We start from the raw sequence: 25,457 nt of genomic DNA on the forward strand, positions 1-25,457 counted from the left end.
AAGCGGGATGCCCGCCCCTCAATGAATCGCCGCTGCCACGATGATGCTGATGCCCAGGCACATGGCCGCCACCACCATGCCTAGCGCGCGGTTTTGCTTTTCCACAATTTCGCGCCACAGGTCGTATGGCGTGATCTTGTCGACGATGAGAAAACACAGCCAGAAGATGAAAACGCCAATCAGCGCGTAGAGGATGGAGCCGAGAAAGGCTGCCGGCCGAAGCCATTCGATTCCGAGCATGGTGGGAGTCTCCTTGAAAAGCGGGTCTATTTGTGGCTGCCGCCGGTGGAAAAGCCGCCGTACGAACCACCGCTGCTGCGGGTGCCGCCGCCGGACGGTCCCGAGCAATTGGACAGCAGCGAGAGCAGGACGATAAGCACGATGGCGATGATGAACAGCGTGCCGCAGCCGATGCTCTTGGTCGCCACGAACGGACCGGGGTCGTCGCGCTTGAGCAGGTCGGCCTTGTCGGTGAGGCCAAACGCCTTGGCGACGGTATCGCTGGCCAGCTTGTCGCCGGCCGACCAGGTGACTTCGCTGGGCGTCTTTTCGAGCGACAACAGGCCCTTGCTGCTGGCGAAATCGCGGTTGCTGGTGCGCTGGCCGCGCTCCACCTTCCAATAGAACTCACCCAGAACGTAGGTGGTTTCGGCCTCGTATGCGGACTGCAGCTGGTAGGTGGTTCCAAGATAGCTGGCGCTGCGGCCGTTTTGCACCATCTGCGGTGCGCCGGTGGTTGGGCTCACCATGCTCCAGCCATCGCTGCTGTCGACCAGAAACGAGAAGCCGCGCTTCTGGTTGTAGAGCAGGTACTCGCTCCAGCCGAACTGTTCGTCGTCGCCAGGCTCTTGCCCCATGCGGTGCTGAAAGCCCACGACCTGCCAGTGCACACCCTGCAGCTGGCCCTTGCTGCCCAGCGCGATGATGGGGCGCACCGGTTCGTCCTGTTCGGCAAACGCCAGCTCGGCGCCCACGCCTTTGTCGAGTGCAATGATGCTTTTGCACGAGGGGCAGGTGATGCTCTTGCTGCCCGGCAGCATGACCTGCACGGGTGCGCCGCAGTTTGGGCAGCTGAACTGGCGGCCTTGCTCGTCCTTGGCCGATTCGTCCTTGAGGCCCTGGAGCTTCAGGTCTTCCAGCAACACGGCGCGGCCGCGGTCCACCGCTGGCGGCTGGTGTCGATGGAGAGCACCTCGCCGTCGCTGCTGCGCAGTTCGATCAGGTCAAACAGCTGGCCAAGTGGCGGCAATTTTGGTAGCTCGCCCTCGGCCGAGATGAGTTGCGCCTGGCCCGTATAGGCAACGCTGTAGGCCTTCCCATCGAGGCTGACACTGGCGCCGGGGCGCAGTGCGGCCACGTCGGGCAGGGGCTGCTGGACGCTGGCCGTGCGGGTAAAGACATAGGCGCCGTTGTCTTCCGACAAGGTGGCCAGCTCGCCGTCCTGCAGAAAGGCCGTCCACTCGGTCCAGACGCCAGCGTCGCTTTTGTATTGCAGCCGGCCAATCAGCGTGAAGGGGTGCTCTTTGCCGTCCAGCGTGATGCGCCCGCTGGCCATGAGCTGCAGCGGGCTGTGGTCGTCGAACAGCTCGGCCATCTTGCCGATGCGAGACAGCACCTCGCCATCGCGCACGACCATGCTCTGGCAATAAGGACAGATGGCGTAGGCCGACTGCGCGCTCTTGAACTCCACCGGCGCGCCGCAGCCGGGGCAGGGCGCGCGGTAGGCGCGCTGGGCGGGTTCAGTAGCCATCGCGAGGGCGGTTTTTAAGATTTTTTGGCCTCTAGCGCTTATCTGGTAAGCGCTAGCAGCTATCTATTTAATAGTACTACACCAGTTTCTTGAGAAGTTCGGCCTTCTTGCTGTCGAACTCCTCTTGCGTCAGGATGCCCTTGGACTTGAGCTCGCCGAGCTTTTCCAGCGTCGCCATCACGTCTTCGGCCTTGACGCCTGCTGCCGGTGCGGCAGCAGCTGCCACCGCGTGGGGTTGCGGCGCATTGCCGCTGCCCTGCAGGCCAGCGGCCAGGTTCTGCGCCATCACCTGGCCCAGCGCCACGCCGGCGCCCAGGCCCATGGCGTCGCCGGCAATGCCACCGCCACCGCTGCCCGAACCCTCGGCAAACTTCGGGATGGCCTGCGCCGTCTGGTACTGCATGAATTTGCCCATGTCGTTGCCGACCATGCCCATGCCGATTTTCTGATCGAGGATTTTCTGCAGCTCTTCGGGCAGCGACAGGTTCTGCACCGTCATGCTCTCGACCTTGAGGCCGAGTTTTGCAAACACTGGCGTCAGCTCTTTGGTCAGCGCGTCGGCAAACATCACCTGGTTGGCCGCCAGGTCCAGGAACGGCACGCCGCTGCCGGCAATGGCGTTGCTGATGTTCTGCAGCACCAGGCCGCGCAGTTGTCCTTCCAGGTCGCCCACGGGGTAGGCGGGGCGGGTACCCGAGACCTCGGTGTAGAACGCCTTGGGGTCGGTGATGCGGTAGGCGTAGTTGCCAAAAGCGCGCAGCCGCACCGCGCCAAAGTCCTTGTCGCGGATAGTGATCGGTTGGGGCGTGCCCCACTTCTGGTCAAGTTGCTGGCGCGTGCTGAAGAAGTAGACGTCGCTCTTGAAAGGCGACTGGAACAGCTTGTCCCAGTTTTTCAGGTTGGTCAGCACCGGCAGTGTCTGCGTGGTCAGCTTGTGGGTGCCGGGGCCGAACACGTCGGCCACCTGGCCTTCGTTGACGAACACCGCCATCTGTGACTCGCGCACCACCAGCACGGCGCCGTTCTGGATTTCCATGTCCGCCATGGGGAAGCGCCAGGCCAGCGTGCCGTCGCTGTCCTCCGTCCATTCGATGACGTCAATGAACTGTTTCTTGATGAAATCCATGAGGGCCATGCGGTGCTCCTGTGCTGGGCAAAAGGGTGGCGGCCATGATAGCAACGGGGGGTGGGGTCGCAGCCATCTTTTTGCTGGACCAAGGCAAGAGAACGTGACGGATGGCGCACAGCTGCACGGCAGCTGCCTCCATCGGCCTGATCGCAAAGAAAGATTTGCTTTTTTAAATGAGAATGATTATCATTTGAGTCATCTGCTTTCAGGAGCCCGCCATGACCCGCATTCGCCAACTTGCCAACACCCACCGTGCCACGCTCGCCAAGACCGGCAGCTACTACCTCATTCATATCAGCGTTGCCGCCATGGTGGCTTACGCCGTTACCGGCAACCTAATGGCCTCGATCACGCTCAGTCTGCTGGAACCCACCGTGCAGGCGTTCGCGTTCTTCTTTCATGAAAAGGCATGGGAGCGGCGCGCTGCACGGCGCCAGGCGGCTGCACGGAGCCAGGCGCGACCCGTCGCCTCGACGACCGCGGACTTGCTGCCAGCCTGAAGGGCCGGGTCAGGCGCGAACGTCGAGCAGTGCGCCCAGCACCGCGTCGCCCGTGCGCAGGGTCTGCACACCGGCCAAAAAAGCCTGCTTGGCGGCGAGCTGGTCCACCACCTCACGTTCCAGCGAAACGCCTTCTGCGCTTGCGCGCTGAACGCTGGCATCCACGCCGCCCTCGGGCGTCGCCTGCTGCACGACACGTTGGGCGCGGTAACCAAGGGTGTTCATGTTGGCGACGTTGCCAGCGGAGGCGTCCAGCCGCATCCGGGCGGCGGAAAGACCGGAGGAGGCAATGGCGTTGAGGCTGGACATGGTGAAACTCCCTGAACCGTGACGGGAACGGACATTGTCCGTCGCCGACGCGAAGTCGGCAAGCGTCCAGAAACCGCGCCTACGACGGCGCTTCGTGGGCTTCGCGCAGGCACTGGGCAAACGCCTGGGCCGCACGCGCTGGTTGGGGTGAGCGGCGCAGCACGCTGACGAAGTCGCAGCGGTAGAAAAATAACTCGGGCCGAACGGCGCGCATTTGCTCACGTCGTTCAAACGATTCTGCGTAATGGTCAGGCAGAAACCCCAGGTAACGGCCCGAAAGGATCAGCGTGGCAATCGCCTCCTGGTCAAAGCCCGTGGCCTTGCGTGGCAGGCGCTCGCGGTGGCCAAGCTCCATGTTCGGCGAGTGGTAGCCCAGGCCGGCAAAGGGCCAGGCGCGCAGGGCATCCCAATCGAGTGCGGCGTGGTCGGCGACAAACAGCGGATGGCTGGCACCACAGTAGAGCCGCATATCTTCGCCAAACAGCGTCTCGTAGACCAGGCTTTGCGAGCTGCGGTGCGCGGGAATGATGCCCACCTGAAAGCGCCCGTCCATGAGCCCGCGCTCGATGGCGGGCATGCCGCCCACGTGCAGGTTGAGCGCCACATCGGGCGCGAGGTCGGCAAACAGGGCGATCGCGGTGTCGATGTGGGCTGCGGGGTTGCTGGCGGTCTTGTCGAACACGGCCACATCGAGTTGCCCACCCATGCGATGGTGGATGTCGTCGATGCTGCTGCGAAAAGCGTCCACGCCCGCCAGAAGGCGCAGGGTTTCGTCGTACACCCGCTGGCCTTCAAGCGTCAGTGCAAAGCCGGCCCGGCCGCGCCGGCACAGCGTCAGGCCCAGACGGGTCTCAAGATCCTTTAGGTGGCGGCTGACGGTGCTGGTGCCGATGTTGAGTTCCAGCTCGGCAGCAGAGAGTCCGCCGCATTCGACCACGCTCTTGAAGACCTGCAGCAAGCGCAGGTCCATGTCGGCCAATTGCCCCAGCACGGCGCGGGGCTTTGGGAGAGCCGAAGCTGCGAGCGGCGTTACTTGCATAGTTTGTCAAGTAAACAGTGATGTTTGTTGATTCAAGAGATTAACACCTCAGACAACAATCAGCCATCGTTCAGTCCGTTTGGAGGCCACCATGAGTTTTGTGTCTATCGATCAAGTTGTTGAAGCCGCGCCACGCATGGACGCCGCCTGGCTCGACGCACATTGGATGCCGTTTACCGGCAACCGCAACTTCAAAGCAGCTCCGCGCATGGTCACGAGTGCCAGCGGGGCTTACTACACCGACAGCGACGGTCGCAAGATTTTTGACGGCCTCTCTGGCCTGTGGTGCACTGGCCTGGGCCACGGCCGGCGCGAAATCGCCGAGGCTGTGGGCAAGGCTGCGCTGAACCTGGACTACGCGCCGGCCTTCCAGTTCGGCCACGCGGCATCCTTTGAACTGGCCAACAGGATCAAGGAACTGACACCCGACGGATTGGACTACGTGTTCTTCACCGGCTCTGGATCGGAAGCGGCCGACACCTCCCTCAAGATGGCTCGCGCCTACTGGCGCGCCAAGGGCCACGCGGGCAAGACGCGCCTGATCGGTCGGGAAAAGGGCTACCACGGCGTGAACTTTGGCGGCATCTCCGTGGGCGGCATAGGCGGCAACCGCAAGACCTTTGGTCAGGGCATCGAGGCCGACCACCTGCCCCACACCCAGCCGCCCGCCGGCACGTTCCAGAAGGGGATGGCCGAGGAAGGAGGCCGCGCACTGGCGGACAAGCTGCTTGACGTGATCGCTCTGCACGACGCGAGCAACATCGCCGCCGTCATCGTCGAGCCGTTCTCGGGGTCGGCGGGCGTGGTCATCCCGCCCAAGGGCTACCTGGAGCGCATCCGCGAGATCTGTACACAAAACAACATTTTGCTGATTTTTGATGAGGTGATTACGGCATTTGGCCGCTGTGGCACCTGGACCGGCTCGGAGGCTTTTGGTGTCACGCCGGATATCCTCAACTTTGCCAAGCAGGTCACCAACGGTGCCCAGCCGCTTGGCGGCGTGGTGGCCAGCAAAGACATCTACGACACCTTCATGGCGCAGGGCGGGCCGGAATACCTGGTGGAGTTCCCCCACGGCTACACCTACTCGGCGCACCCCGTGGCCTGCGCCGCCGGACTCGCGGCGCTCGATATCCTGCACAAAGAAGACATGCCCGGCCGCGTGCAGGCCTTGCTGCCGCATTTCGAGCAGGCGGTGCACAGCCTCAAAGGCGCCAGGCATGTGGCCGACATCCGCAACTACGGCCTGGCGGCGGGCTTCACCATTGCCGCCCTGCCGGGTGAGCCCGCGCGCCGCCCGTATGAGATTGCCATGGCGTGCTGGAAGAAAGGCTTCTACGTGCGCTACGGCGGTGACACCATTCAGCTGGCGCCGCCGTTCATCAGCGAGAAGGCGGAGATCGAGCGCCTGGTGAACGCGCTGAGCGACGCGCTGGCGGAGACGGCCTGAGCACTTAAGCATAGCGTTTTTGCTATCATATAGATAGCTATTAACGATTGTCAGATAAGCGTAAGAGGCCAATTTGTATCGTAATTTCGGCTGCAGCCTGGGTGCATAGACTGCGCTAACGAAGTGGCGGGCTCCGCACCAACGCGCGCTGCCCGAAATGGCGGTTGACGCAGGCCGACTCAAGGGGACGTGTAGCGGTAAGCGCACCGCAAAACTCGCGGCCTACAATGGCTTGGCGCTCATGCGAGCGGCTGCGTCAAGCCTGTGACGGAACCCGGCGCGCTGCTGCTCGCCACCGCCGGAGTCCCCATGTCTGAAGCACCCAAAGTCCCTCCCGTTGACAAACGCGCCCTGCTGCGCAAAGCCGCCCTCGAATACCACGAGTTTCCCAAGCCGGGGAAGATCGCTATTGCAGCGACCAAGCAGATGGTCAACCAACTCGATCTGTCGCTTGCTTATTCGCCCGGCGTGGCCGCGCCCTGCGAAGAAATCGTCAGAGATCCGGCCACCGCCTTTCGCTATACCAGTCGCGGCAATCTGGTGGGCGTCATCACCAACGGCACAGCGGTGCTGGGCTTGGGCGACATCGGCCCGCTGGCCAGCAAACCCGTGATGGAGGGCAAAGCGGTCCTGTTCAAGAAGTTCTCGGGTATCGACGTTTTCGACATCGAGATCAACGAAAAGGACTCGGAAAAGCTGGTGGAAATCATCGCCGCGCTTGAGCCCACCTTCGGCGGCATCAACCTCGAAGACATCAAGGCGCCCGACTGCTTCTACGTCGAACGCAAGCTGCGCGAGCGCATGAACATCCCTGTGTTCCATGACGATCAGCACGGCACGGCCATAGTGGTTGGCGCGGCTATCCTCAACGGCCTCAAGGTGGCGGGCAAGCGCGCGGAAGACGTCAAGCTTGTGGCTTCCGGAGCGGGTGCAGCGGCGCTGGCGTGCCTGGGCCTCTTGGTCAAGCTCGGCCTGCGGCGCGAGAATATCTGGGTCACCGACCTGGCCGGCGTGGTCTACGAGGGCCGCACCGAACTGATGGACGAGGACAAGCGTCAGTACGCGCAGCCCACCGACCTGCGCACGCTGGCGCAGGTCATTTCCAATGCCGACGTGTTCCTGGGTTTGTCTGCCGGCGGCGTGCTCAAGCAAGACATGGTTCGCAGCATGGCGGTGCGTCCGCTCATCTTCGCGCTGGCCAACCCCAACCCCGAGATTGCGCCCGAAGATGTCAAGGCCGTGCGCGACGACGCCATCATTGCCACCGGCCGCACCGACTATCCAAACCAGGTCAACAACGTCCTGTGCTTTCCCTACATCTTCCGTGGCGCGCTCGATTCGGGTGCGACGACCATCACGAAGGAGATGGAAATCGCTGCAGTGCATGCCATCGTGGAGCTGGCGCAAGCAGAGCAGAGCGAAGTGGTGGCCGCAGCCTATGTGGGCGAGCCCCTGGCGTTTGGACCGGAATACCTGATTCCCAAGCCCTTTGATCCGCGACTGATGATGAAGATCGCGCCGGCCGTGGCCCAGGCCGCCTTTGACTCCGGGGTGGCCCTGCGGCCCATTGCCGACATGGACGCTTACCGCGACCATCTGCAGACCTTTGTCTATGCCTCTGGCACGACGATGAAGCCTATTTTCGCCATAGCCAAGAGTGCCAGCGCGAAACGGGTGGCCTACTCGGAGGGCGAGGAAGAGCGCGTGCTGCGCGCGGCGCAGATTGTGGTGGACGAGCACATTGCACGACCTACCCTCATAGGGCGCCCGGCCATCATTGCCCAACGCATCGAAAAGTTTGGCTTGCGCCTTTCTGAGGGGCGCGACTACGACGTCGTCAACGTCGAGCAAGATCACCGCTACCACGACTTCTGGCAGACCTACCACCGCATGACCGAGCGCAAGGGCGTCACCGTGCCGATCGCCAAGATCGAGATGCGCCGGCGCCTGACCTTGATTGGCAGCATGATGCTGCACAAAGGCGAGGTCGATGGCCTCATCTGCGGAACCTGGGGCAACACCACGCACCACCTGACTTACATCGACCAGGTCATCGGCAAGCGTGCGGGCGTGACCACCTACGCATGCATGAATGGACTGCTGCTGCCCGATCGCCAGGTGTTTCTCGTGGACACACATGTCAATTACGACCCAACGGCTGCGCAGTTGACCGAAATTACCGTCATGGCGGCCGAGGAAATGCTGCGTTTTGGCATCAAACCCAAGGTGGCGCTGCTGTCGCACTCCAACTTTGGCAGCAGCATCCAGCCTAGCGCCGTGAAGATGCGCGAAACGCTGGAGTTGCTGCGGGTTCAGGCGCCATGGCTGGAAGTCGATGGTGAGATGCACGGCGATGTCGCGCTCAGTGGCAGCGCGCGCGCCTCACTTATGCCGCACAGCACCCTCATCGGCGACGCCAACCTGCTGGTGCTGCCCAACATCGATGCAGCCAACATCTCGTACAACCTGCTCAAGACCGCTGCCGGCGGCAACATCGCCATTGGGCCGGTGCTGCTCGGCGCGGCACAACCGGTCTGTGTGCTCACGGCCAGCGCGACGGTGCGCCGGATCGTCAACATGACGGCCCTGACTGTCGTCGACGCCAACGTGCAGCGCTAAAAAGGAAAAAGTTTCGTGAGATGAAGTGAGCACCTGCTCACAGAAAGCATTCCCGCAAATTTGCCCATATTTTGGGCAAATGCTTGCATTCGCATGGGGATTCCGTCACACTAGCGCCTTGAAATTTCGGGTTAACCCGTAGTTTCCGAAAGGTGTAGTCGTGATGTTTGCTGACGCTGCGGCCTGGACGCGCAAAGCCGGTTTTTCCTTTGTTCTGGGCGCAACGCTTGCATTGTCGGCGCTGGGTTTGCAGGCGCGGGAATGTGCTACCGACACTGGGTTCGCTGTGATTGCGCGGGCCGAGTTGCCCCTCCAAGGGCAGCGAACCCATGCGTTGATTCTTGCCGGCGGCCCCTTTCCCTATGAGAAGGATGGCGTCGTTTTTGGCAACCGTGAGCGTTTGTTGCCGCACGCAAAGCGCGGCTACTACCGCGAATACACCGTCAGAACCCCAGGGGTGCGCCACCGCGGCCCCAAACGCATTGTCTGTGGCGGAGTGCCGCAGCAGCCCGAGGCTTGCTACTACACGGCTGACCACTACGCCAGTTTTCGCAGGATCGTTGATTGAAGCCTGCAGACAACCGATTTTTAGACTTGAATAGAAAGAGACGCGGAGATGGACACGCCACTTCGTAAAGACCAGGATGTTCCCTTGCGCGGCATACGCGCCAATATCGTGCAGTCCATCCGCGCATTTCGCGTACAGGATCTGCAGGAAGCGGCCACTGCGCTGGGACATCATTTCCTTTACGCCAACCTCGCCCACGCACAGACCAAACAGGATGTGCTGGATTTGATTGCACAGCAGTTTACCTTTCCCGCGCACTTCGGGAAGAACTTCGATGCGCTGTCGGACTGCCTGACGGACCCGCTGCACAAGTCGGGTCCACAGCCTGGCTTTATCGTCGTGCTCGAACAAATTCCCGCAACGGCCAAGTTCGACAAGGAAGCGCGCGAGCAGCTGATCGACGTTTTCCGTGATGCCGCCGATTTCTGGGGAGAGCGAAAGATACCGTTCCGCTGTTTCTATTCTTTTCTGTAGCCCGTTCTGCAACCAACAGCCAGGCAGAACGGGCAAACGGGGCTAGTGAGGCACCGCATGCGGTGCTGGGAATCGAAGTCGGCACGGAGCCGCCAGAGAAAATGCTGACAGACAAACTGGTAGATATCTCACCCTTGGCGCTGCGCATGAGCAGCCCTTTCAATTCGGGATACTGGCTTAACGCCGCCTGAACCTTTCCAGCACGCATCCGCCGGTCTGCCTTACAGCGCCGGCGGTTTTCTTTTGGCGCTTCACGGATCTCCAATGTCCAAAGAAAAAACGGTTTTCGTCTGCTCGGACTGCGGTGGAAGCAGTCCTCGCTGGCTGGGAAAATGTCCGCAATGCGGCAGCTGGAACACCCTGAATGAGACAGTGGCCGAGTCGCCAGGTGGGCGCAACCGCTACGCGAGCGGCTCGCGTCCAGCGCTCAATGCGGCCCAGGCGGTAGCGCCGTTGTCGTCCATCGAGGCCAGCGACTTCGAGCGCACCGCCACTGGTCTGGATGAGTTGGACCGCGTTCTGGGCGGCGGCATGGTCGAAGGCGCCGTGGTGCTGATCGGCGGCGATCCGGGTATCGGCAAATCGACGCTGTTGTTGCAGGCGCTGGATGCCTTGCAGCGAACCGGTCTGTCCACGCTGTACGTCACCGGCGAAGAAAGTGGCGCCCAGGTGGCCTTGCGTTCGCGCAGATTGGGCTTGGACCACAGCATGGTCCAGGTGCTGGCCGAGACGCAGCTGGAGAAAATCATCGCCACCATCGAGCAGACCCAACCCGCGGTCGCGGTCATTGATTCGATCCAGACCATGTATTCCGAGGCGCTCAGCTCCGCGCCCGGCTCGGTGGCGCAGGTACGCGAGTGCGCGGCGCACCTGACGCGCCTGGCCAAAGCGACCGGCGTGGCCATCATTCTGGTGGGTCACGTCACCAAGGAAGGGGCCCTGGCGGGTCCTCGCGTGCTGGAACACATGGTCGATACGGTGCTGTACTTTGAAGGCGATACGCATTCGAGCTTCCGTCTGGTTCGTGCCATCAAGAATCGCTTTGGCGCTGTCAATGAAATCGGTGTCTTCGCCATGACCGAGCGCGGCCTCAAAGGCGTGAGCAATCCCAGTGCGATTTTTCTGAGCCAACACAGTGAACCGGTCCCAGGCAGCTGCGTGTTGGTCACGCTGGAAGGCACCCGCCCCATGCTGGTGGAAATCCAGGCGCTGGTCGACGGTGGCGGACCCAGCCCACGGCGCCTTTCTGTCGGCCTGGACCGCGATCGCTTGGCGATGCTGCTGGCCGTACTACACCGCCATGCAGGCGTGGCATGCGCAGACCAGGATGTCTTCGTCAATGCCGTGGGTGGGGTCCGCATCAGCGAACCGGCGGCGGATCTGGCCGTGATGCTGGCCATTACCTCCAGCCTGCGCGCTCGCGCCATGCCCAAAGGCTTCCTGGCGTTTGGTGAGGTGGGTCTGGCGGGCGAGGTGCGCCCTGCACCGCGCGGTCAGGAGCGCCTTCGCGAGGCAGCCAAGCTGGGCTTCTCGGTGGCCATCGTACCCAAGGCCAATGTGCCCAAGAAGCCCATCGAAGGGCTGACGATTCATGCGGTTGAACGCATCGAACAGGCCATGGATGTGGTGCGCGAGCTGCAGTGACCGAGCGGTACAGGCCCGGGCAGGCGTGAAGTTCGTCACGCTCAGTTACCCCGGCTGAAAGGAGCAGCGCAGTGGGCGCCGTAAAATCGCAGGTTCTGCGAACCTTGCAAATCCAAAGGAACCCCCATGAGCCCCGTAGTTCCCTCGATGGCCGATCGTGACGGCAAGATATGGATGGACGGCCAGATGGTCGATTGGCGCGACGCCAAGATTCATGTGCTCTCGCACACCCTGCATTACGGCTGCGGAGCATTTGAAGGTGTTCGCGCCTATAAAACAGCGGATGGCACGGCCATCTTCCGGCTGGAGGAACACACAGAGCGCCTCTTCAACAGCGCCAAAATTCTGCGCATGAAGATCCCTTTTACCAAGGAAGAGGTGAACGAGGCGCAGAAGGCGGTGGTCCGCGAAAACAAGCTTGAATCGGGCTACCTGCGTCCATTGACCTGGATCGGTTCGCAAAAGCTGGGTGTTTCGCCCAAGGGCAATCAAATTCACCTGATGGTGGCTGCCTGGGCCTGGGGTGCCTATCTGGGCGAAGAAGGCATGAAGCGCGGCATCCGTGTCAAGACCAGCAGCTATACCCGCCACCACGTCAACATCACCATGACGCAGGCCAAGGCGGTCAGCAACTACACCAATTCCATCCTCGCCAACATGGAAGCGCTGGATGATGGCTACGACGAAGCCCTGTTGCTCGACAGCAGCGGTTTTGTATCCGAGGGTGCGGGCGAGAACATCTTTGTTGTCAAGAACGGCGTCATCTATACGCCCGACCTGTCGGCGGGTGCGCTTAACGGCATCACGCGCAACACCGTGTTGCACATCGCCAAGGACCTGGGGCTGGAAGTGGTGCAAAAGCGCATCACCCGAGATGAGGTCTACATCTCCGACGAGGCGTTTTTTACCGGCACGGCCGCCGAAGTGACGCCGATCCGCGAACTGGACCGCATTGAACTGGGCGCTGGCGAGCGCGGGCCCATCACGGAAAAGGTGCAGTCTGCGTTTTTCGACATCGTCAATGGCCGAAACCCCAAATATGCCCACTGGCTCAGCAAGGTGTGATCCATGAAACAAACTGTGATTGAACTGCTGGCGAGCGACCTCAACCCCGAGGGTGGCGTGTACTGTCCCAATCCCAAAGCGGGCATGCAGTTGTGGAACGCCCACCCCAAGGTGTACCTTGACGTGGCGCATGCAGGCATGGCCAAGTGCCCGTATTGCGGCACCGAGTACCAACTCAAGGCCGGGGAAACTCTGAACGCTGGGCACTGACGAAAGCAGTTGCGCGCGCGTGGCGCGTGCGGCTTCTCTCTCTGCCGGCATAGCCTGCGCGCCATGCGGCAATGGCAAGGCACCTTCCAGTTTTCAGCGAGCCTGTCCCTTTTGATCTCAATCCTTGCGCCCGCGCAGCCTCTGTCCTGGCAGGAACGCCTCTCCAGCGTAGCGGCCTTTGCGGTCCCGGGTCTGGCGCTGTGGCTGCCATCGGGCTATTCGTATGGTGCCGTCCTGCTGCTGCTCGGGACGCTGCTAACGCTCAATCGCTGGCCGCGCCAGCGCCACGAAGCGTTCACCTGGTGGTTCGCAGCCAGCATGCTGGCCATGGCCGTAGTCTGGGCAGCGCAGGCCGATCCGGCAGAGCATTTCGGTCGCGCTGATCGCCCCGCCAAATTCATCCTCGGTGCGGCGTGCCTGCTTTTTGTCACCTGCTATCCGCCCCGGCCACGGGCGCTGCTTGCCGGGCTCGCGGTTGGTAGTCTGGGTGCAGGGGGGCTTGCGTTATGGCAGATGTACGGCCTGCACGCCGAGCGTGCCTGGGGCCACACCAACGCCATTCAGTACGGCAATCTCGCGCTGTGCCTGGCGACCATGCTGGCTTTGTATACGGGCGCCGTGTGGCGCCAACTGAGAATCTCCGTCCGTGTCCTTTGCATTCTTGGAGTGCTTGCAGGACTTGACGCGTCGGTGCTGTCGCAATCGCGCGGTGGTTGGCTGGCCTTGTTGCTCGCCCTGCCCCTGGGACTGGCCTGGCTTTACATGCGTCGACGCGAGACATTCCGGGCGGTGGGTCTGGGTGTGGCGGCCATTGTCGTCGTCCTGATGGTCTTCAATGGTGGCGTGTTGATGGAGCGCGTCGAGCGCATGGAGCACGAAATCCAGACCTACGATCAGCGCGGCGAAGCCGGCAATTCCGTAGGACAACGACTGGAACACTGGCGCTTCGCCTGGGACATCGCACGCGAGCGGCCGCTGCTGGGCTGGGGTTTTGCCGGTTACATGGCAGAAAAAGCAGATCGGGTGGCGGCGGGTCGCTACCATCCTTCGATCGTCGAATACAAGTTCGTTCACAACGAACTGCTCGACCAGTGGGTCAAACTCGGCATTCTGGGGCCTGCCATGCTGCTCCTGTTCTATGCCCTGCCGCTGGCCATGTTCCTGCCCAAGAGGGAGCGCATGAAAAACTACGAGCGCGACGCCGAACTGGGCGCTCACGCGCTGGCGCTGCGGCTGTGTGGCACCTGCATCCCCGTGCTCTATATCGGCTTTGGCCTGACACAGGTCTTTTTTGCGCACAACAGCGGCATCATGTTTTATCTGTTCATGCTGATGCTGTTGTGGGCTGCGTTGCGCTCTGTGGAGCGGCAACTCGATGCGCTGGCTCCGCCTGCGCTGGCCTCTGGCGCACTGGTCCAATGAGCACCACGCCTCCAGCGCTGCCGCGCGTGCTGCATTTCGTCACCGGTGGATTTTCCGGCGCTACGCAGGTGGCCGTGGATCTGGTGCGTGCGCACGGGGAGAGTGGCCTGTTTGAATCCCTGCTGGTGCTGCGGCGCAAGCGCCAGACCGATCCGGCGCGCGTCGCCGCCTTGCGTGCGCAGGGCCTGGCGGTGGAGGTGGTCCCGGGCTGGTCCCATGCCGCAACGATCTGGCAACTGGTGCGCTTGTGCCGCAAATTTCGGCCTGATCTGCTGGTGGCGCATGGCTTCAGCGAACACCTTTGGGGGCGCTATGCAGGGCTGATTGCGCGCGTACCGCGCCTGGTACAGGTGGAGCACAACTCGCGCGAGCGCTACACGCGCTGGCGCCAAGCACAAATGCGTTGGCTCGCGCGCCGCACCCGGGCCATCGTGGGCGTCTCGCAAGGCGTGCGCGAAGCGCTTCTGGCGCGTGGCGTGGATCCGTCGAAGACGCTGGCCATCCCCAACGGTATCCGGCTGGAGCCCTACGCGCAGGCGCACGCGTATTCCTATGCGTCGCGTGAGCCCGGCATCGTCATGGCCGCCCGGTTTGCGCGGCAAAAAGACCACGCGAGCCTGCTGCACGCGCTGGCCTTGCTGCGCGAACGCGGGCGGACGCCTACGCTGCTGCTTGCCGGTGGCGGAAAGGCCAGCGCGCTTTGGCAGGCCAACAAGCTGTGCAGCCAACTCGGTCTGCAGTCTCAGGTTCGATTTCTCGGCCATTGCAACGATGTGCCAGGTCTGCTCATGTCGCAGCAGGTGTGCGTGCTGTCTACCCACTACGAAGGCATGCCGCTGTCGCTGATCGAAGGCATGGCCGCCGGTTGCGCGGTGGTGGGCAGCCGGGTGCCGGGGGTACGGGAAGTGCTGCAGCACGAGCGCAACGGTCTACTGGTCGATGAGGGCGATCCCAAGGCACTGGCCGATGTGCTTGAGCGCCTGCTGGCGCGGCCACAAGAGGCGGCTGCGATGGCTGCCCAAGGGCAGCGCGATGCACGGGAACGCCATGGCCTGGCGCTGATGCTCGCGCGCTACGAAGCCCTCTTTCTTCGATTGTTGGGGCAAGGGCCTGGTGAGCAAGGACCTGTATGAAAAGCGCCCAAGAACCCATTGAAGTCGCGCCCTGGCTCAGTGTGCTGGTGCCCGCGTACAACGCGGCCGCTTATCTGGGGGAGTGCGTGGAATCGGTGCTGGCTCAGGGCATGGCAGGCGTTGAACTGGTGGTGGTGGACGATTGCTCCAACGATGCCTCGGCGGCGATTCTGACCCAGCTCGCCACGCGTTGGACGAAGGGCTTTCGTGTGCAGCGCCATGCGCGCAACCGGGGCTTGAGTTCGGCGCGCAACACCTTGCTGGAAGCCGCGCGTGGCGAATACCTCTGGTTTCTCGATGCCGACGACAAACTGCTGCCGGGCGCCCTGGGCGAGCTGCGCGACATCGTTCGGACCGACGCGCCCGACCTGGTGTTGTGTGACTTCGAGGTTTTGCGCGAACGCCGCCAGATCAAGCACTGGCTGCGCGGAGAGCACCACCGCAAGTCATTCATTGGTGCGCCTGGCCTATTGCATGGCGATACGGCGCAATTGCTGAGCGGCATGCTGCTGGCTGGGCAACTGCATGCCTGGTCCAAGGTGTCGCGGCGTGCGCTGTGGGATTCGGGCCTGCGCTTTCCCCCAGGCCAGTACTTCGAGGACATGGCCACCATGAGCCTGTTGGCGTTGGCGGCAGGTTCCAGCTACTACGTGCCCCGCCCGTGGGTGGCCTATCGGCAGCATGACCACAGCATTCTGGCCAATGCCAACTGGCAGAAGGCGCAGGACCAGTCGCGTGCCCTCGTGCCCTTGCGCGAGGCGCTGCGCTTGCATGCCAGCGAACAGTCCCCGCAGCTGCGCCTTGCCCTGGCGCACCAAAGTGCCCGCAATCTCCTGGGTGCCATGCGCTATCTGCACTCGCAATCGAGCGCACTTGCTTCGGCGGGCCCCTTGCCGGCGCTGGCCGACCAGCTGCGGCAGAATTTTCGCGAATCCTCGCCTTTGACTGCGCAGGAACTCGCAAGCGCCTATTTGCGGCGCGGCTGGCTCTTGCGGCGCCAGAAATTCCTGCGCTGGTATGGCGCCTACCGTGCATGAAGCACGCAGCCCTGCCCTGGCGTGACCGCGCCGAGCTGTGGCTCGCAGGGGGACTCAAGCGCTATTTCCAGTGGTTTGCGCGCACGGCAGAAGCTGGAGTCGATGCTGCCGGCCAGGAATACGTTTTTGGCTCGCACAGACCCGATGAGCGTGATGACGCGCACAACGCGCGGGCGATCCCGCCGATTGTCTGGACCTACTGGAGCGGCGCGGCGACGCCCCCGCTCATTGCACGCTGCTTTGCCAATTGGCGCCGGTTCAACCCCCATTTCAGCATCCGGGTGCTGGACGATGACAGTGTGCGCGACTACCTGGGCGAACTGCCACAGACGCTCAAGAACGCAGGTCCCACCCTGCGCGCCGACTGGATTCGCCTCGAACTGCTGCGCCGCCATGGCGGCATCTGGCTCGATGCCAGCACCGTGTTGACGGCACCGCTCGACTGGGTGTTGTTGCAGCAGCAGCAAAGCGGCAGCGACCTCGTTGCCTACTACCTTGATCGCTACACCGCGGAGGCGCGGTTTCCGATCGTGGAAAACTGGTTTCTTGCGGCCCCGCCGCACAGTGGTTTGGTGGCGGATCTGCAGCACGAATTCACCCACACCGTGCTGCCGCTGGGCGGCGCAGGCTATGTCGCGCATCTTCAGCGGCTGGGCCACTACGAACAGCTGCGCCAGGGCATTGACCTGCCCAACTACCTCAGCATGCATCTGGCGCTGCAGCGCGTGCTGCGCAGCGGCGCCAACTACCGCCTGTCGCTGCGCCGCGCGGAAGATGGCCCATTCCTCTATCATGCGCTGGGCCAATGGGGGCGCACCGCCCTCAAGATCCGCTTGCTGTTCTTGCGTGCGGCGAGCGCGCCGCCTCCGCTGATCAAATTGCGCAAGCCCGACCGCAAACGCCTGGATTTGTACCTGGAGCGCGGTTTGTACCTGCCTGAGAGCACCTTCGGGCGCTATCTGTGTCCGCCGCCAACGCCATGAGCCGACGCCGAAAAACCAAAATCGAGAAGTGGTTTTCCTTCAACCGGTATCGCCGGCGCTTTGGCGCGCATGCGCTGGCCGCTGGTCTGCTGGGCGAGGACACCGAGGCGCTTAAAAATACCCTAATAGCGGGCCATGCGGCCGAGTACGCCTATGGCTCACTGCCGGACTTGCAGGCGCACCTGCAGCGCCTGCGCCAGGAATTTATCGGGCAACCCGAACTGCTTTTCCACCATGCGGCGCTCATCGTATTGATACGGCGCGAGGCGGAGGTGAAGCAGAACTTCGCGCGCTTCAAGCAGCTCTGGCTTTCCGAACAGGCCTTTTTGTCGAAGCATCTGGACCTGCGCTGGCTGGTGGCTGCTTGCGACACGTTCATCGACCACGATCCCGACGCCGGCCTTCGGGCCACCCTGATGAACGCGGTGCTGCTGGTCAATACCATCAAACTGCAGGAAACCGAGCGCTTCCTGCAGGCTGCAGCCGAGTCAGCCGACCGGCCCGAGTCCGTCGCTGCGCTGCAGGCGGGCCGCGTTGGCTTGCTGGATGGTCTGTCGGCCTTCGTCGTCGGCACCGACGATACCCTGCGCAACATGCGTTGGCGTATGGAAAAGCTTTGCGCGCTGCATCCTCTCGCGGCCATTGCCATGGTGGTCTTCGATCGCCTGCAGCAAGCGCCGAACGACAACGTTTACTCGCGCTTTCGACAGCGCCATACGCGGGACCGCACGCGCTGGTGGTAGTGCACCGCAGCCTTTGGTGCGGGTCTGGCTTCAGCCGCCAAGCGCCGCTTGGGCCTGCGCGTGCAGGCGTTTGACAAGTGCACCGGCTTCGGGGAGGTCGTGCACCAGGCCGATGGCTTCGCCCACGGTAGCGTGTGCCCTGGAATAGTCGCCTGCTTGTACCCCGGCGTCGTAGCTCGCCCGGGCTGCCTCGGGCGCAGCGCGCAGCGCGTCCACGCGGCCCTCCCAGCTGCGGTGCAGGTCGTTGCGCAGCGCCCGAAAATCATAGGGCGTCGGCCAATGCTTGCGCCGCAGAATGTCAAACACGGCGCTGCGTGCGGTTCCGTCGCCACCGGCGGTCAGTGCTGCCTGCTTGGCGCCGAGAGGTGCCAGGCTCTCTTGCGTGGCCCAGAAGCGTGTGCCCAGCAGCGCGCCGTCGGCGCCCAGGGTCAGGGCGGCCGCCAGGCCCCGGCCGTCGGCAATGCCGCCCGCCGCCAGCAGCAAGGTCTCGGGGGCCTTGCTTGCCAGCCAGTCGGCCAGCTCGGGCACCAGCGTCAGGGTGGAGCGGCCATCCAGTCCATTCATGCCGTGGCCGCCGGCCTCCGCGCCCTGGGCTACCAGCACCTGGGCTCCCGCCTCCAAGGCCTGCTTCGCTTGCTCCAGGCGCTGTATCTGGCAGATCAGGGGCGCGCCACTGGCAGCAATGCGGGCGGCGTAGCGGCGGGCGTCGCCGAACGAGAGCATCACGGCGCGCGGGCGCTCTTCGGCAGGCAGGTCCAGCACCCAGTCCAGCGCCGAGGCGTCTTCGTCGAGCTTCCAGGTGATGAAACCAATGCCGATGCGCTGGCTGGCTGCTGCCTGCAAAGCCAGGCGGTATTCGCGCTGCGTCCAGTCCAGATCTCCGTAGCCACCGCCCACCAGACCCAGCGCGCCAGCGCGTGCGCACGCAGCCGCCAATGCGCCTCCCGAAGCCAGCGCCATGGGCGCCAGAGCGATCGGTGTGACCAGGGAAAACTGCTTGGAGAAACGAGAGGCTTCGAGCTGCGTCATGCGCCGATTTTCGCGCCACTCCCAGCGAGCGGCAGCCGCAGCACAAAGCAGGCACCGCCGCCCGCGTGGTCTTCGCAGTGCACGCTGCCTTGGTGGCGTGTGGCAATCGAGCGCACCAGAGCCAGCCCCAGGCCCACGCCACCCGCGCGCTCGCTGGCCCCAGGCAGGCGGTAGAAGGGCTCGAAGATGCGTTCACGCTGCGCCTCGGGCACCCCTGGGCCGTGGTCGCACACCCGCACCTGCGCCCAGCCGTTGCTGCGCTGCAGGATGACGGTGACCTCGCCCTTGCTGTAGCGCCGAGCGTTCTCCAGCAGATTGCGCAGCGCGCGGCGCAGCAGCTTGGCCACGCCGGTCACCTCGATATCCTCTCCGCTGGCCTCCAGGTCGGCGCCCACGCGCGCGCACTCCTCGGCGGCGAGACCCACCAGGTCCACGCTTTCGATATCGCCCACATCGGCCTCGCGGGCATCGAGCCGGCTGGCCAGAAGAATTTCTTCCACCAACTGGTCCAGCTCGCTAATGTTGCGCTCAATTTCACGGCGAAACTGCGGCGAGGGGTGCTCACCATCCATCAGCGCCAGGCCCATGCGGATGCGGGTCAGCGGGGAGCGCAATTCGTGCGAGGCGTTGGCCAGCAGCGATTTGTGCGAAGCCACCAGCGCTTCGATGCGCGCTGCGGCCGCGTTAAACTGGCGCGAGAGGTCGGCTACCTCGTCGTGGCCTTGCTCGGGCACGCGCGCGGCCAGGTCGCCGCTGCCAAAACGCTGCACGCCGCGCTGCAGCACCTCAAGGCGCAGCAGCAGCCGGCGAATGATGGGAAACACCCCCAGGGCCACGGCGATGCCTACTAGGCCCAGCATCCAGAGAAAACCAAACGGTGGACGTGTCCAGAAAGCGGTGTCGCGATCGCGCCGACCCCTTTCGCCGCGCTGCCCGCGCTCGCGCGGAGCCACCTGAAGGACCAGGGCGTCCCCAGACTCCAAGTCCACCTTGAACTCGATGCCCTCACCAGGCACCCGCTGGACAACGCCGTTGCCCATCACATCGCCCTGGGAATTGCGCAGCACCACTTCGCGCGGCGCCTGCACGCGCTGGACTTCGTTCTGCTCGGCTGCGACGCGCCAAGCCCAGCCCACTACCAGGGTGAGCACCGCCACGCCACCGACCACGGCCAGCCAGATGCGCAGGTAGAGGCGGCGGGAAAAGGGGTTGATCAAAAACATCTCAGCAGTGCTCCACATGGGTGTGCAGCACCCACAAGCGTTGCGCCAGGCGTTGCCCCGACCCGTGGTCGCCGCGCAAGGGCCGCCCCGCCGCGCTGGCGGCGTCCCCCTTCAGGGGGGGAAGGCGCGAAGCGACTCAGGGGGGGCATTCAATCCTGCTGCTTGGCAAAGACGTAGCCCACCCCGCGCACCGTCAGAATCCGGCGCGGGTTCTTGGCATCTTCCTCGATGGCGGCGCGAATGCGGCCCATGTGCACGTCGATGGAGCGGTCAAAAGCTTCGAGCTCGCGCCCGCGCACGGCCTCCATGATCTGGTCGCGCGTGAGCACGCGGCCGGCGCGTTCGGCCATCGCCACCAGCAGGTCGAATTGGTACGAAGTCAGCTCGCAGGGCTGTCCCGCCACGCTCACGATGCGCGCGTCGCGGTCAATCTCCAGCGTGCCAAAGCGCAGCACCTGGCTGGTGGGCGCGGCGCCTTCGTCGCGCCGGCGCAGCACCGCACGGATGCGGGCCAGCAGCTCGCGCGGCTCGAAGGGCTTGGGCAGGTAGTCGTCGGCGCCCAGTTCCAACCCGATGATGCGGTCCATCGGGTCACCCTTGGCGGTGAGCATGAGCACCGGCACGCGCGCCATCGGCCCCTGCAGGGCGCGAATGCTGCGGCAGACGTCCAGCCCGTCCATGTCGGGCAGCATCAGGTCAAGAATCACCAGCTCGGGCGGGGACGAGGCGCCCGGCGATTGCAGCCGCGCCAGGCCGCTGCGGCCGTCGGCGCAATGCGCCACCTGCATGCCCGACTGGGCAAGGTATTCCACCACCATGTCCGCCAGGCGGGTGTCGTCTTCAATCATCAGCAACTGCGTGGTCATGGCATTTCCGGCATGGGGGAAGGACCATCTTGGCAGGATGGCGTCTCGTGGGCTTGAAGCCTGGGTAAAGCCTGGGTAAACACTTGGTCCAGCCAGAACGCTATCATTTTTGGAGCTGTAAACACATACTGGTCAAGCGCTAGATTCGGTTTTAAGCCTTGAAACAAGCGCCACCAAGAGCAGGACGGGCAGTCCCAGCAGCGCCGTGCCGACAAAGAACTCGGTGTATCCGTTCGCATCCACGAAGCGGCCCGAGAACCCGGCGATCCATTTGGGCAGCAGCAGCATCACCGAGCTGAGCAGGGCGTACTGCGTGGCCGAATACTGCACGTTGGTCAGGCCAGAAAGGTAGGCGATGAAGGCGGCCGACGCAATGCCGCCCGCCAGGTTGTCGGCCGAGATGACAAAGATCAGGCCCGTGAGATCGTGCCCGCGCGTGCCCAGCCAGGCGAACAGCAGGTTGCTGGCGGCGGACAGCACAGCGCCCAGCATCAGCACGCGCATCACGCCGATGCGCAGCGCCAGCACGCCGCCCAGAAAGGCGCCGGCCAGCGTCATCAGCACGCCAAACACCTTGGTCACGGCGGCCACTTCGTCCTTGCTGTAGCCCATGTCCACATAAAACGGATTGGCCATGATGCCCATCACCACGTCGCTGATGCGGTAGACGGCGATGAGCGCCAGAATCAGCACCGCCTGCCAGCGGTAGCGGCCTAGGAAGTCGGCAAACGGTTCGATGAGCGCGCCGTGCAGCCACTGTGCCGCGTTGCGCGCGGGCGGCAGCGGCCGGGGTGCGGGCTCGCGCGAGAGCAGCACCGTGACGGTGCCCACCAGCATCGATGCCGCCATCACCAGGTAGGCGGTTTGCCAGGCGCCCTGCTGGTAGCCCGCCACGCCCGCCACCTCGGCCCGTGCGGCCACCCACAGTACGCCGGCACCGGCCCAGATCATGGCCAGGCGGTAGCCCGTCTGGTAGGTGGCGGACAGCGCCGCCTGGCGCTCTGTGTCGGCCGACTCGATGCGAAAGGCGTCCAGCGCAATGTCCTGCGTGGCCGAGCCAAAGGCCACAGCCAGCGCGCACCACACCATGGGGGTCAGGGCGATGCGTGGATCGTTGAAGGCCATGCCCGCCAAGCCCGCCATCACCATCGCCTGCGACAGCAGCAGCCAGCTGCGCCGCCGCCCGAGCGTGCGCGTCAGCAGCGGCAGCGGCAGCCGGTCCACCAGCGGCGCCCAGACCCACTTGAAAGCATAGGCCAGGCCCACCCAGCTCAGGTAGCCGATGGTGGTGCGGTCCACGCCCGCCTCGCGCAGCCAGAAGCTCAGCGTGCCCAGCACCAGCAAGAGCGGCAGCCCGGCCGAAAATCCCAGGGTGAGCATGCGCAGGCTGGCCGGCTCCAGGTAAATCAGCCAGGCTTCGCGCCAGCTGCGGCGGCCTGCGGGGGCGGGGGAAGTGGCTGGGGGCATCGTCGGGAACCGAAAGTGTTCGGGGGATTATCCGGTTGCCTGCACCGCTACCATGCAGCCATGGCCCATGCCCCGGTTCTTGTGCCCCTTCTTTCCGTGCGCCAGTACAGCGGCGAGCACGCGGCGCACGCGCACGACCACGCCCAGGTGCTCTACGCGCTGCGCGGGCGCATGGAGCTGGAGGTGAATGGCCGTGCTGCATTTGTCGACACCACCTGCGGCATGGTCGTTCCGGCTGGCACGCGGCATGGTTTTCTGGCGTTGCCGGGCGCGCGCCTGCTGGTCATCGATGCGCCCGCGCAGGCAGGTGTGGAGCGGGTGCGGCGCTTTGCCGTGGGACCTGCGCAGCTGGGCTGGAGTGCGAGCGACGATGCGGCTGCACGGCTCCAGCAGATCTTGCAGTCCCGGCGCGTGCTGGCGCGCCGCACCATCCGGCCCGAGCAGATGGCACAGACCGTGGGTGCAGCCTTGCACGAGCCCTGGCCCACCGCCCGCATGGCGGCGCTGTGCGCCTTGAGCCCGCAGCGCTTTCATGCCCGCTGGCGGGAGCTGACGGGCCAGACGCCCCAGGTCTGGCTGCGCGCGCTGCGGCTGGACGCGGCGCAGCGCCTGCTGGCGCGCGGCCAGTCAGTGGAAGCCGCCGCGCTGCAAGTGGGCTACGCCAGTGCCAGCGCCCTCGGCTTTGCGTTGCGGCGCGAGCGAGGGTGCGGCGCCCGCGCCTTGCGCCGGGCGCTCAGATAGCTCCTGATTTGAGAGCGGATAACGCTTGTCAGGCAAGCGCTACAACCTTTTTTGAGCCCAATTGACGAGCCATGCACTGCGCGCGTTGCTCGACATTTGCTCGGGTCCGGCGCTGCAAGATTTCAGGCATGACGACTGCTTCCCATTCCACCCGCGGCATCGCCATGGTGCTGCTCGCCGCCATGCTTTGGGGCACTACCGGCACGGCGCAAAGTCTGGCGCCTGCAGGGATCTCGCCCTACTGGGTGGGCGCGCTGCGCCTGGCGGTGGCCAGTGCCTTCTTTGCCTTGCTGGCGGCGCCGGCCCTGTGGCGGCGCGCCAGCGCGCCCAGGCTGCCGTGGCGCCCCGTGCTGCTGGCAGGCATGTGCGTGGCGGCGTACAACCTGAGTTTCTTTGCCGGCGTAAAGGCCAGCGGCGTGGCGCTGGGAACGGCGATTGCCATCGGCAGCGGGCCGATCTGGGCGGGGCTGCTGCAGACCTTCGCGCAACGCCGCTGGCCCGCGCCGGTCTGGTGGGCCGGCACGCTGCTGGGCGTCGCGGGCGGTGCGGCCATGGCGCTCAACGGGCGCTCCTCGGTCAGCGCTCCGCTGGCCGGCATCGCGCTGTGTTTGCTGGCGGGGCTGGCGTACGCGGCCTATGCGCTGCTCAACAAGCGATTGGTGGCCCAGGCCGGCGCCGCCAGCGTCAACCTGGCGGTGTTCGGCACGGCGGCTGTGCTGTCGCTGCCGGTGGCAGGCGCGTTGGGCGGACCTTTGCAAGCAACAGCGGGCACCTGGGCCATCTTGGTCTATCTGGGTCTGGTGGCTACCGGCGTGGCCTATCTTCTTTTCAGCCACGCACTGCGCCATATCAGCGGCGCCACGGCGGTGACCCTGGCACTGGCCGAGCCGGTCACGGCGTTCGCGCTGGCCATTGCCGTGGTGGGCGAGTCGCCGTCGGCGATGGCCTTCTGGGGGCTGGCCGGCGTGCTGGCGGGGCTGCTGCTGGTGATCCGGGCCGAGCTGCGCGTCCAGGCAGAGGGTCGCCGCGCCCTTGCCACCGAAAGAGGCTCTCAGCCGCCAGCTTGAGAGGCCCGTTGGCCTACACGCGGCCCACGCACAGGCTCGATAAACTGCCGGTCATGCCCTTTTCACCCAGGTTCCCACACGGCGCGCTGGCGCCAGCCAGGTTTTTTTCTTCCGACGGCTGCTGCCGCCTCTGCGCCGCGCGCGGAGAAGTTTGGAATGCGCGCCGCGGCTTTTTGCTGGCAGCGGGCCTGGCGGCAGCCGCGCCCGCGCTGGCCCAGGTGGACGTGGGCGAGGCCTCATCCCTGCGCAAGCTCGTTCCGGCCGAAATCCTTGAGGACGCAGCGCGCCAGCAGTACGCGCAATTGCTGGCGCAGGCCCGTTCGCAGCGGGCGCTGGCGCCCGGCGGCCACCCGCAGCTCGAACGCCTGCGCGCCATTGCCCGGCGCTTGATTCCTTTCACCGCCCGCTGGAACCCCCGCGCCGCCGATTGGCGTTGGGAAGTCAACCTCATTGGCAGCAAGCAGATCAATGCCTTTTGCATGCCGGGCGGCAAGATCGCCTTCTACACCGGCATCCTCGACCAGCTCAAACTGAGCGACGACGAAGTCGCCATGGTCATGGGCCACGAAATGGCGCATGCGCTGCGCGAGCATGCGCGCGAGCGCCTGGCCAAGACACAGGCCACCAACCTGGGCCTGCGCCTGGGCGCGCAGTTGCTTGGCCTGGGCGATCTGGGCCACCTGGCCGCCGGCCTGGGCGGGCAGCTGCTGACGCTGCAGTTCAGCCGCAGCGACGAGAGCGATGCAGACCTGGTGGGCCTGGAGCTGGCGGCGCGCGCCGGTTTCGATCCTCAGGCCGGCGCCAGCCTGTGGACCAAGATGGGCAACGCCACGGGCGAGCGCCAGAGCGGTCTGGCGTTTCTATCCACCCACCCCTCGGGGCCGGCGCGCATCCGCGAGCTGCAGCGCAATGCGCCGCGCGTCCAGGGTTTGTACGAGGCGGCGCGGAGCGGCGGTTGAACAGGCTTTAAAAATTGCGTTTTTTTGGGC

Annotated in this window: 24 protein-coding genes and 1 pseudogene; 16 read left to right on the forward strand and 9 right to left on the reverse strand. The window is 64.5% G+C overall.

What is annotated here, in order from left to right; all coding sequences use genetic code 11:
• Positions 1-18: 18 nt before the first annotated feature.
• The 3 genes and pseudogenes from C6571_RS08045 to C6571_RS08055 form a co-directional block, all read right to left on the reverse strand.
• Positions 19-240, reverse strand: coding sequence for a DUF350 domain-containing protein (locus C6571_RS08045; protein ID WP_106446223.1), 222 nt, complete (start codon positions 238-240; stop codon positions 19-21).
• Between the two features lie 26 nt (positions 241-266).
• Positions 267-1,750 (reverse strand): annotated as a pseudogene (locus C6571_RS08050) (DUF4178 domain-containing protein).
• Between the two features lie 76 nt (positions 1,751-1,826).
• Positions 1,827-2,885 (reverse strand): SPFH domain-containing protein, encoded by a 1,059-nt coding sequence (locus tag C6571_RS08055; protein WP_106446224.1) that lies wholly within the window; start codon positions 2,883-2,885, stop codon positions 1,827-1,829.
• A 212-nt stretch (positions 2,886-3,097) separates the two neighbouring features.
• Here C6571_RS08055 and C6571_RS08060 point away from each other — a divergent pair, with 212 nt between their 5' ends.
• Positions 3,098-3,379, forward strand: a complete 282-nt coding sequence (locus C6571_RS08060; RefSeq protein ID WP_106446225.1) for a DUF2061 domain-containing protein — start codon at positions 3,098-3,100, stop codon at positions 3,377-3,379.
• A gap of 9 nt (positions 3,380-3,388) precedes the next feature.
• Here the strand turns inward: C6571_RS08060 and C6571_RS08065 are convergent, their stop codons facing one another.
• Both C6571_RS08065 and C6571_RS08070 read right to left on the reverse strand, forming a co-directional pair.
• On the reverse strand, positions 3,389-3,688 hold the full coding sequence (locus C6571_RS08065) for a flagellar basal body protein (RefSeq protein ID WP_106446226.1): 300 nt from the start codon (positions 3,686-3,688) through the stop codon (positions 3,389-3,391).
• A gap of 79 nt (positions 3,689-3,767) precedes the next feature.
• Entirely contained in the window at positions 3,768-4,727 is a 960-nt protein-coding gene (locus C6571_RS08070; RefSeq protein WP_106446227.1) for a LysR family transcriptional regulator, read from the reverse strand.
• Positions 4,728-4,818: 91 nt separating this feature from the next.
• Here C6571_RS08070 and aptA point away from each other — a divergent pair, with 91 nt between their 5' ends.
• From aptA to C6571_RS08130, 12 genes are all read left to right on the forward strand, one after another.
• Positions 4,819-6,177, forward strand: coding sequence for an omega-aminotransferase AptA (aptA, locus tag C6571_RS08075; RefSeq protein ID WP_106446228.1), 1,359 nt, complete (start codon positions 4,819-4,821; stop codon positions 6,175-6,177).
• Positions 6,178-6,486: 309 nt separating this feature from the next.
• Positions 6,487-8,796: an NADP-dependent malic enzyme gene (locus C6571_RS08080; protein ID WP_106448118.1), complete on the forward strand. Its 2,310-nt coding sequence runs from the start codon at positions 6,487-6,489 to the stop codon at positions 8,794-8,796.
• Between the two features lie 163 nt (positions 8,797-8,959).
• Entirely contained in the window at positions 8,960-9,364 is a 405-nt protein-coding gene (locus tag C6571_RS08085; protein WP_106446229.1) for a guanyl-specific ribonuclease, read from the forward strand.
• Between the two features lie 48 nt (positions 9,365-9,412).
• On the forward strand, positions 9,413-9,838 hold the full coding sequence (locus C6571_RS08090; RefSeq protein ID WP_106446230.1) for a barstar family protein: 426 nt from the start codon (positions 9,413-9,415) through the stop codon (positions 9,836-9,838).
• A gap of 264 nt (positions 9,839-10,102) precedes the next feature.
• Positions 10,103-11,482, forward strand: coding sequence for a DNA repair protein RadA (radA, locus tag C6571_RS08095; protein ID WP_106446231.1), 1,380 nt, complete (start codon positions 10,103-10,105; stop codon positions 11,480-11,482).
• A 126-nt stretch (positions 11,483-11,608) separates the two neighbouring features.
• Positions 11,609-12,547, forward strand: a complete 939-nt coding sequence (locus C6571_RS08100; protein WP_106446232.1) for a branched-chain amino acid transaminase — start codon at positions 11,609-11,611, stop codon at positions 12,545-12,547.
• Positions 12,548-12,550: 3 nt separating this feature from the next.
• Positions 12,551-12,757 (forward strand): zinc-finger domain-containing protein, encoded by a 207-nt coding sequence (locus C6571_RS08105; protein ID WP_106446233.1) that lies wholly within the window; start codon positions 12,551-12,553, stop codon positions 12,755-12,757.
• A 111-nt stretch (positions 12,758-12,868) separates the two neighbouring features.
• A complete protein-coding gene (locus tag C6571_RS08110; RefSeq protein WP_245901460.1) occupies positions 12,869-14,179 on the forward strand; it encodes an O-antigen ligase family protein in 1,311 nt (436 codons plus the stop codon).
• On the forward strand, positions 14,176-15,312 hold the full coding sequence (locus C6571_RS08115) for a glycosyltransferase family 4 protein (protein ID WP_106446235.1): 1,137 nt from the start codon (positions 14,176-14,178) through the stop codon (positions 15,310-15,312). The genes C6571_RS08110 and C6571_RS08115 overlap by 4 nt, the downstream gene beginning before the upstream one ends.
• Positions 15,309-16,349 (forward strand): glycosyltransferase family 2 protein, encoded by a 1,041-nt coding sequence (locus C6571_RS08120; RefSeq protein WP_106446236.1) that lies wholly within the window; start codon positions 15,309-15,311, stop codon positions 16,347-16,349. The genes C6571_RS08115 and C6571_RS08120 overlap by 4 nt, the downstream gene beginning before the upstream one ends.
• Positions 16,346-17,332 carry a glycosyltransferase family 32 protein gene (locus C6571_RS08125; RefSeq protein ID WP_106446237.1) on the forward strand — a complete coding sequence of 329 codons (987 nt, stop codon included), beginning with the start codon at positions 16,346-16,348 and terminating at the stop codon, positions 17,330-17,332. The genes C6571_RS08120 and C6571_RS08125 overlap by 4 nt, the downstream gene beginning before the upstream one ends.
• Positions 17,329-18,075, forward strand: a complete 747-nt coding sequence (locus C6571_RS08130) for a hypothetical protein (protein WP_106448119.1) — start codon at positions 17,329-17,331, stop codon at positions 18,073-18,075. Before C6571_RS08125 ends, C6571_RS08130 begins: the two co-directional genes overlap by 4 nt.
• A gap of 30 nt (positions 18,076-18,105) precedes the next feature.
• On the opposite strand, the gene C6571_RS08135 is transcribed toward C6571_RS08130, so the two are convergent.
• From C6571_RS08135 to C6571_RS08150, 4 genes are all read right to left on the reverse strand, one after another.
• Positions 18,106-19,104 (reverse strand): NAD(P)H-dependent flavin oxidoreductase, encoded by a 999-nt coding sequence (locus C6571_RS08135; RefSeq protein WP_106446238.1) that lies wholly within the window; start codon positions 19,102-19,104, stop codon positions 18,106-18,108.
• Positions 19,101-20,327, reverse strand: coding sequence for a HAMP domain-containing sensor histidine kinase (locus tag C6571_RS08140; RefSeq protein WP_106446239.1), 1,227 nt, complete (start codon positions 20,325-20,327; stop codon positions 19,101-19,103). Before C6571_RS08140 ends, C6571_RS08135 begins: the two co-directional genes overlap by 4 nt.
• A gap of 149 nt (positions 20,328-20,476) precedes the next feature.
• On the reverse strand, positions 20,477-21,193 hold the full coding sequence (locus C6571_RS08145) for a response regulator transcription factor (protein WP_106446240.1): 717 nt from the start codon (positions 21,191-21,193) through the stop codon (positions 20,477-20,479).
• A 132-nt stretch (positions 21,194-21,325) separates the two neighbouring features.
• On the reverse strand, positions 21,326-22,660 hold the full coding sequence (locus C6571_RS08150; RefSeq protein ID WP_106446241.1) for an AmpG family muropeptide MFS transporter: 1,335 nt from the start codon (positions 22,658-22,660) through the stop codon (positions 21,326-21,328).
• Between the two features lie 60 nt (positions 22,661-22,720).
• On the opposite strand from C6571_RS08150, the gene C6571_RS08155 reads away from it, so the two are divergent.
• The 3 genes from C6571_RS08155 (at position 22,721) to C6571_RS08165 (ending at position 25,427) form a co-directional block, all read left to right on the forward strand.
• On the forward strand, positions 22,721-23,401 hold the full coding sequence (locus C6571_RS08155) for a helix-turn-helix domain-containing protein (RefSeq protein ID WP_106446242.1): 681 nt from the start codon (positions 22,721-22,723) through the stop codon (positions 23,399-23,401).
• A gap of 128 nt (positions 23,402-23,529) precedes the next feature.
• A complete protein-coding gene (locus C6571_RS08160) occupies positions 23,530-24,468 on the forward strand; it encodes a DMT family transporter (RefSeq protein WP_106446243.1) in 939 nt (312 codons plus the stop codon).
• Positions 24,469-24,521: 53 nt separating this feature from the next.
• Entirely contained in the window at positions 24,522-25,427 is a 906-nt protein-coding gene (locus tag C6571_RS08165; protein WP_106448120.1) for a M48 family metallopeptidase, read from the forward strand.
• Positions 25,428-25,457 lie beyond the last annotated feature (30 nt).

It is taken from the genome of Simplicispira suum, from assembly GCF_003008595.1.
GTDB classification, from domain to species: Bacteria; Pseudomonadota; Gammaproteobacteria; order Burkholderiales; family Burkholderiaceae_C; genus Simplicispira; species Simplicispira suum.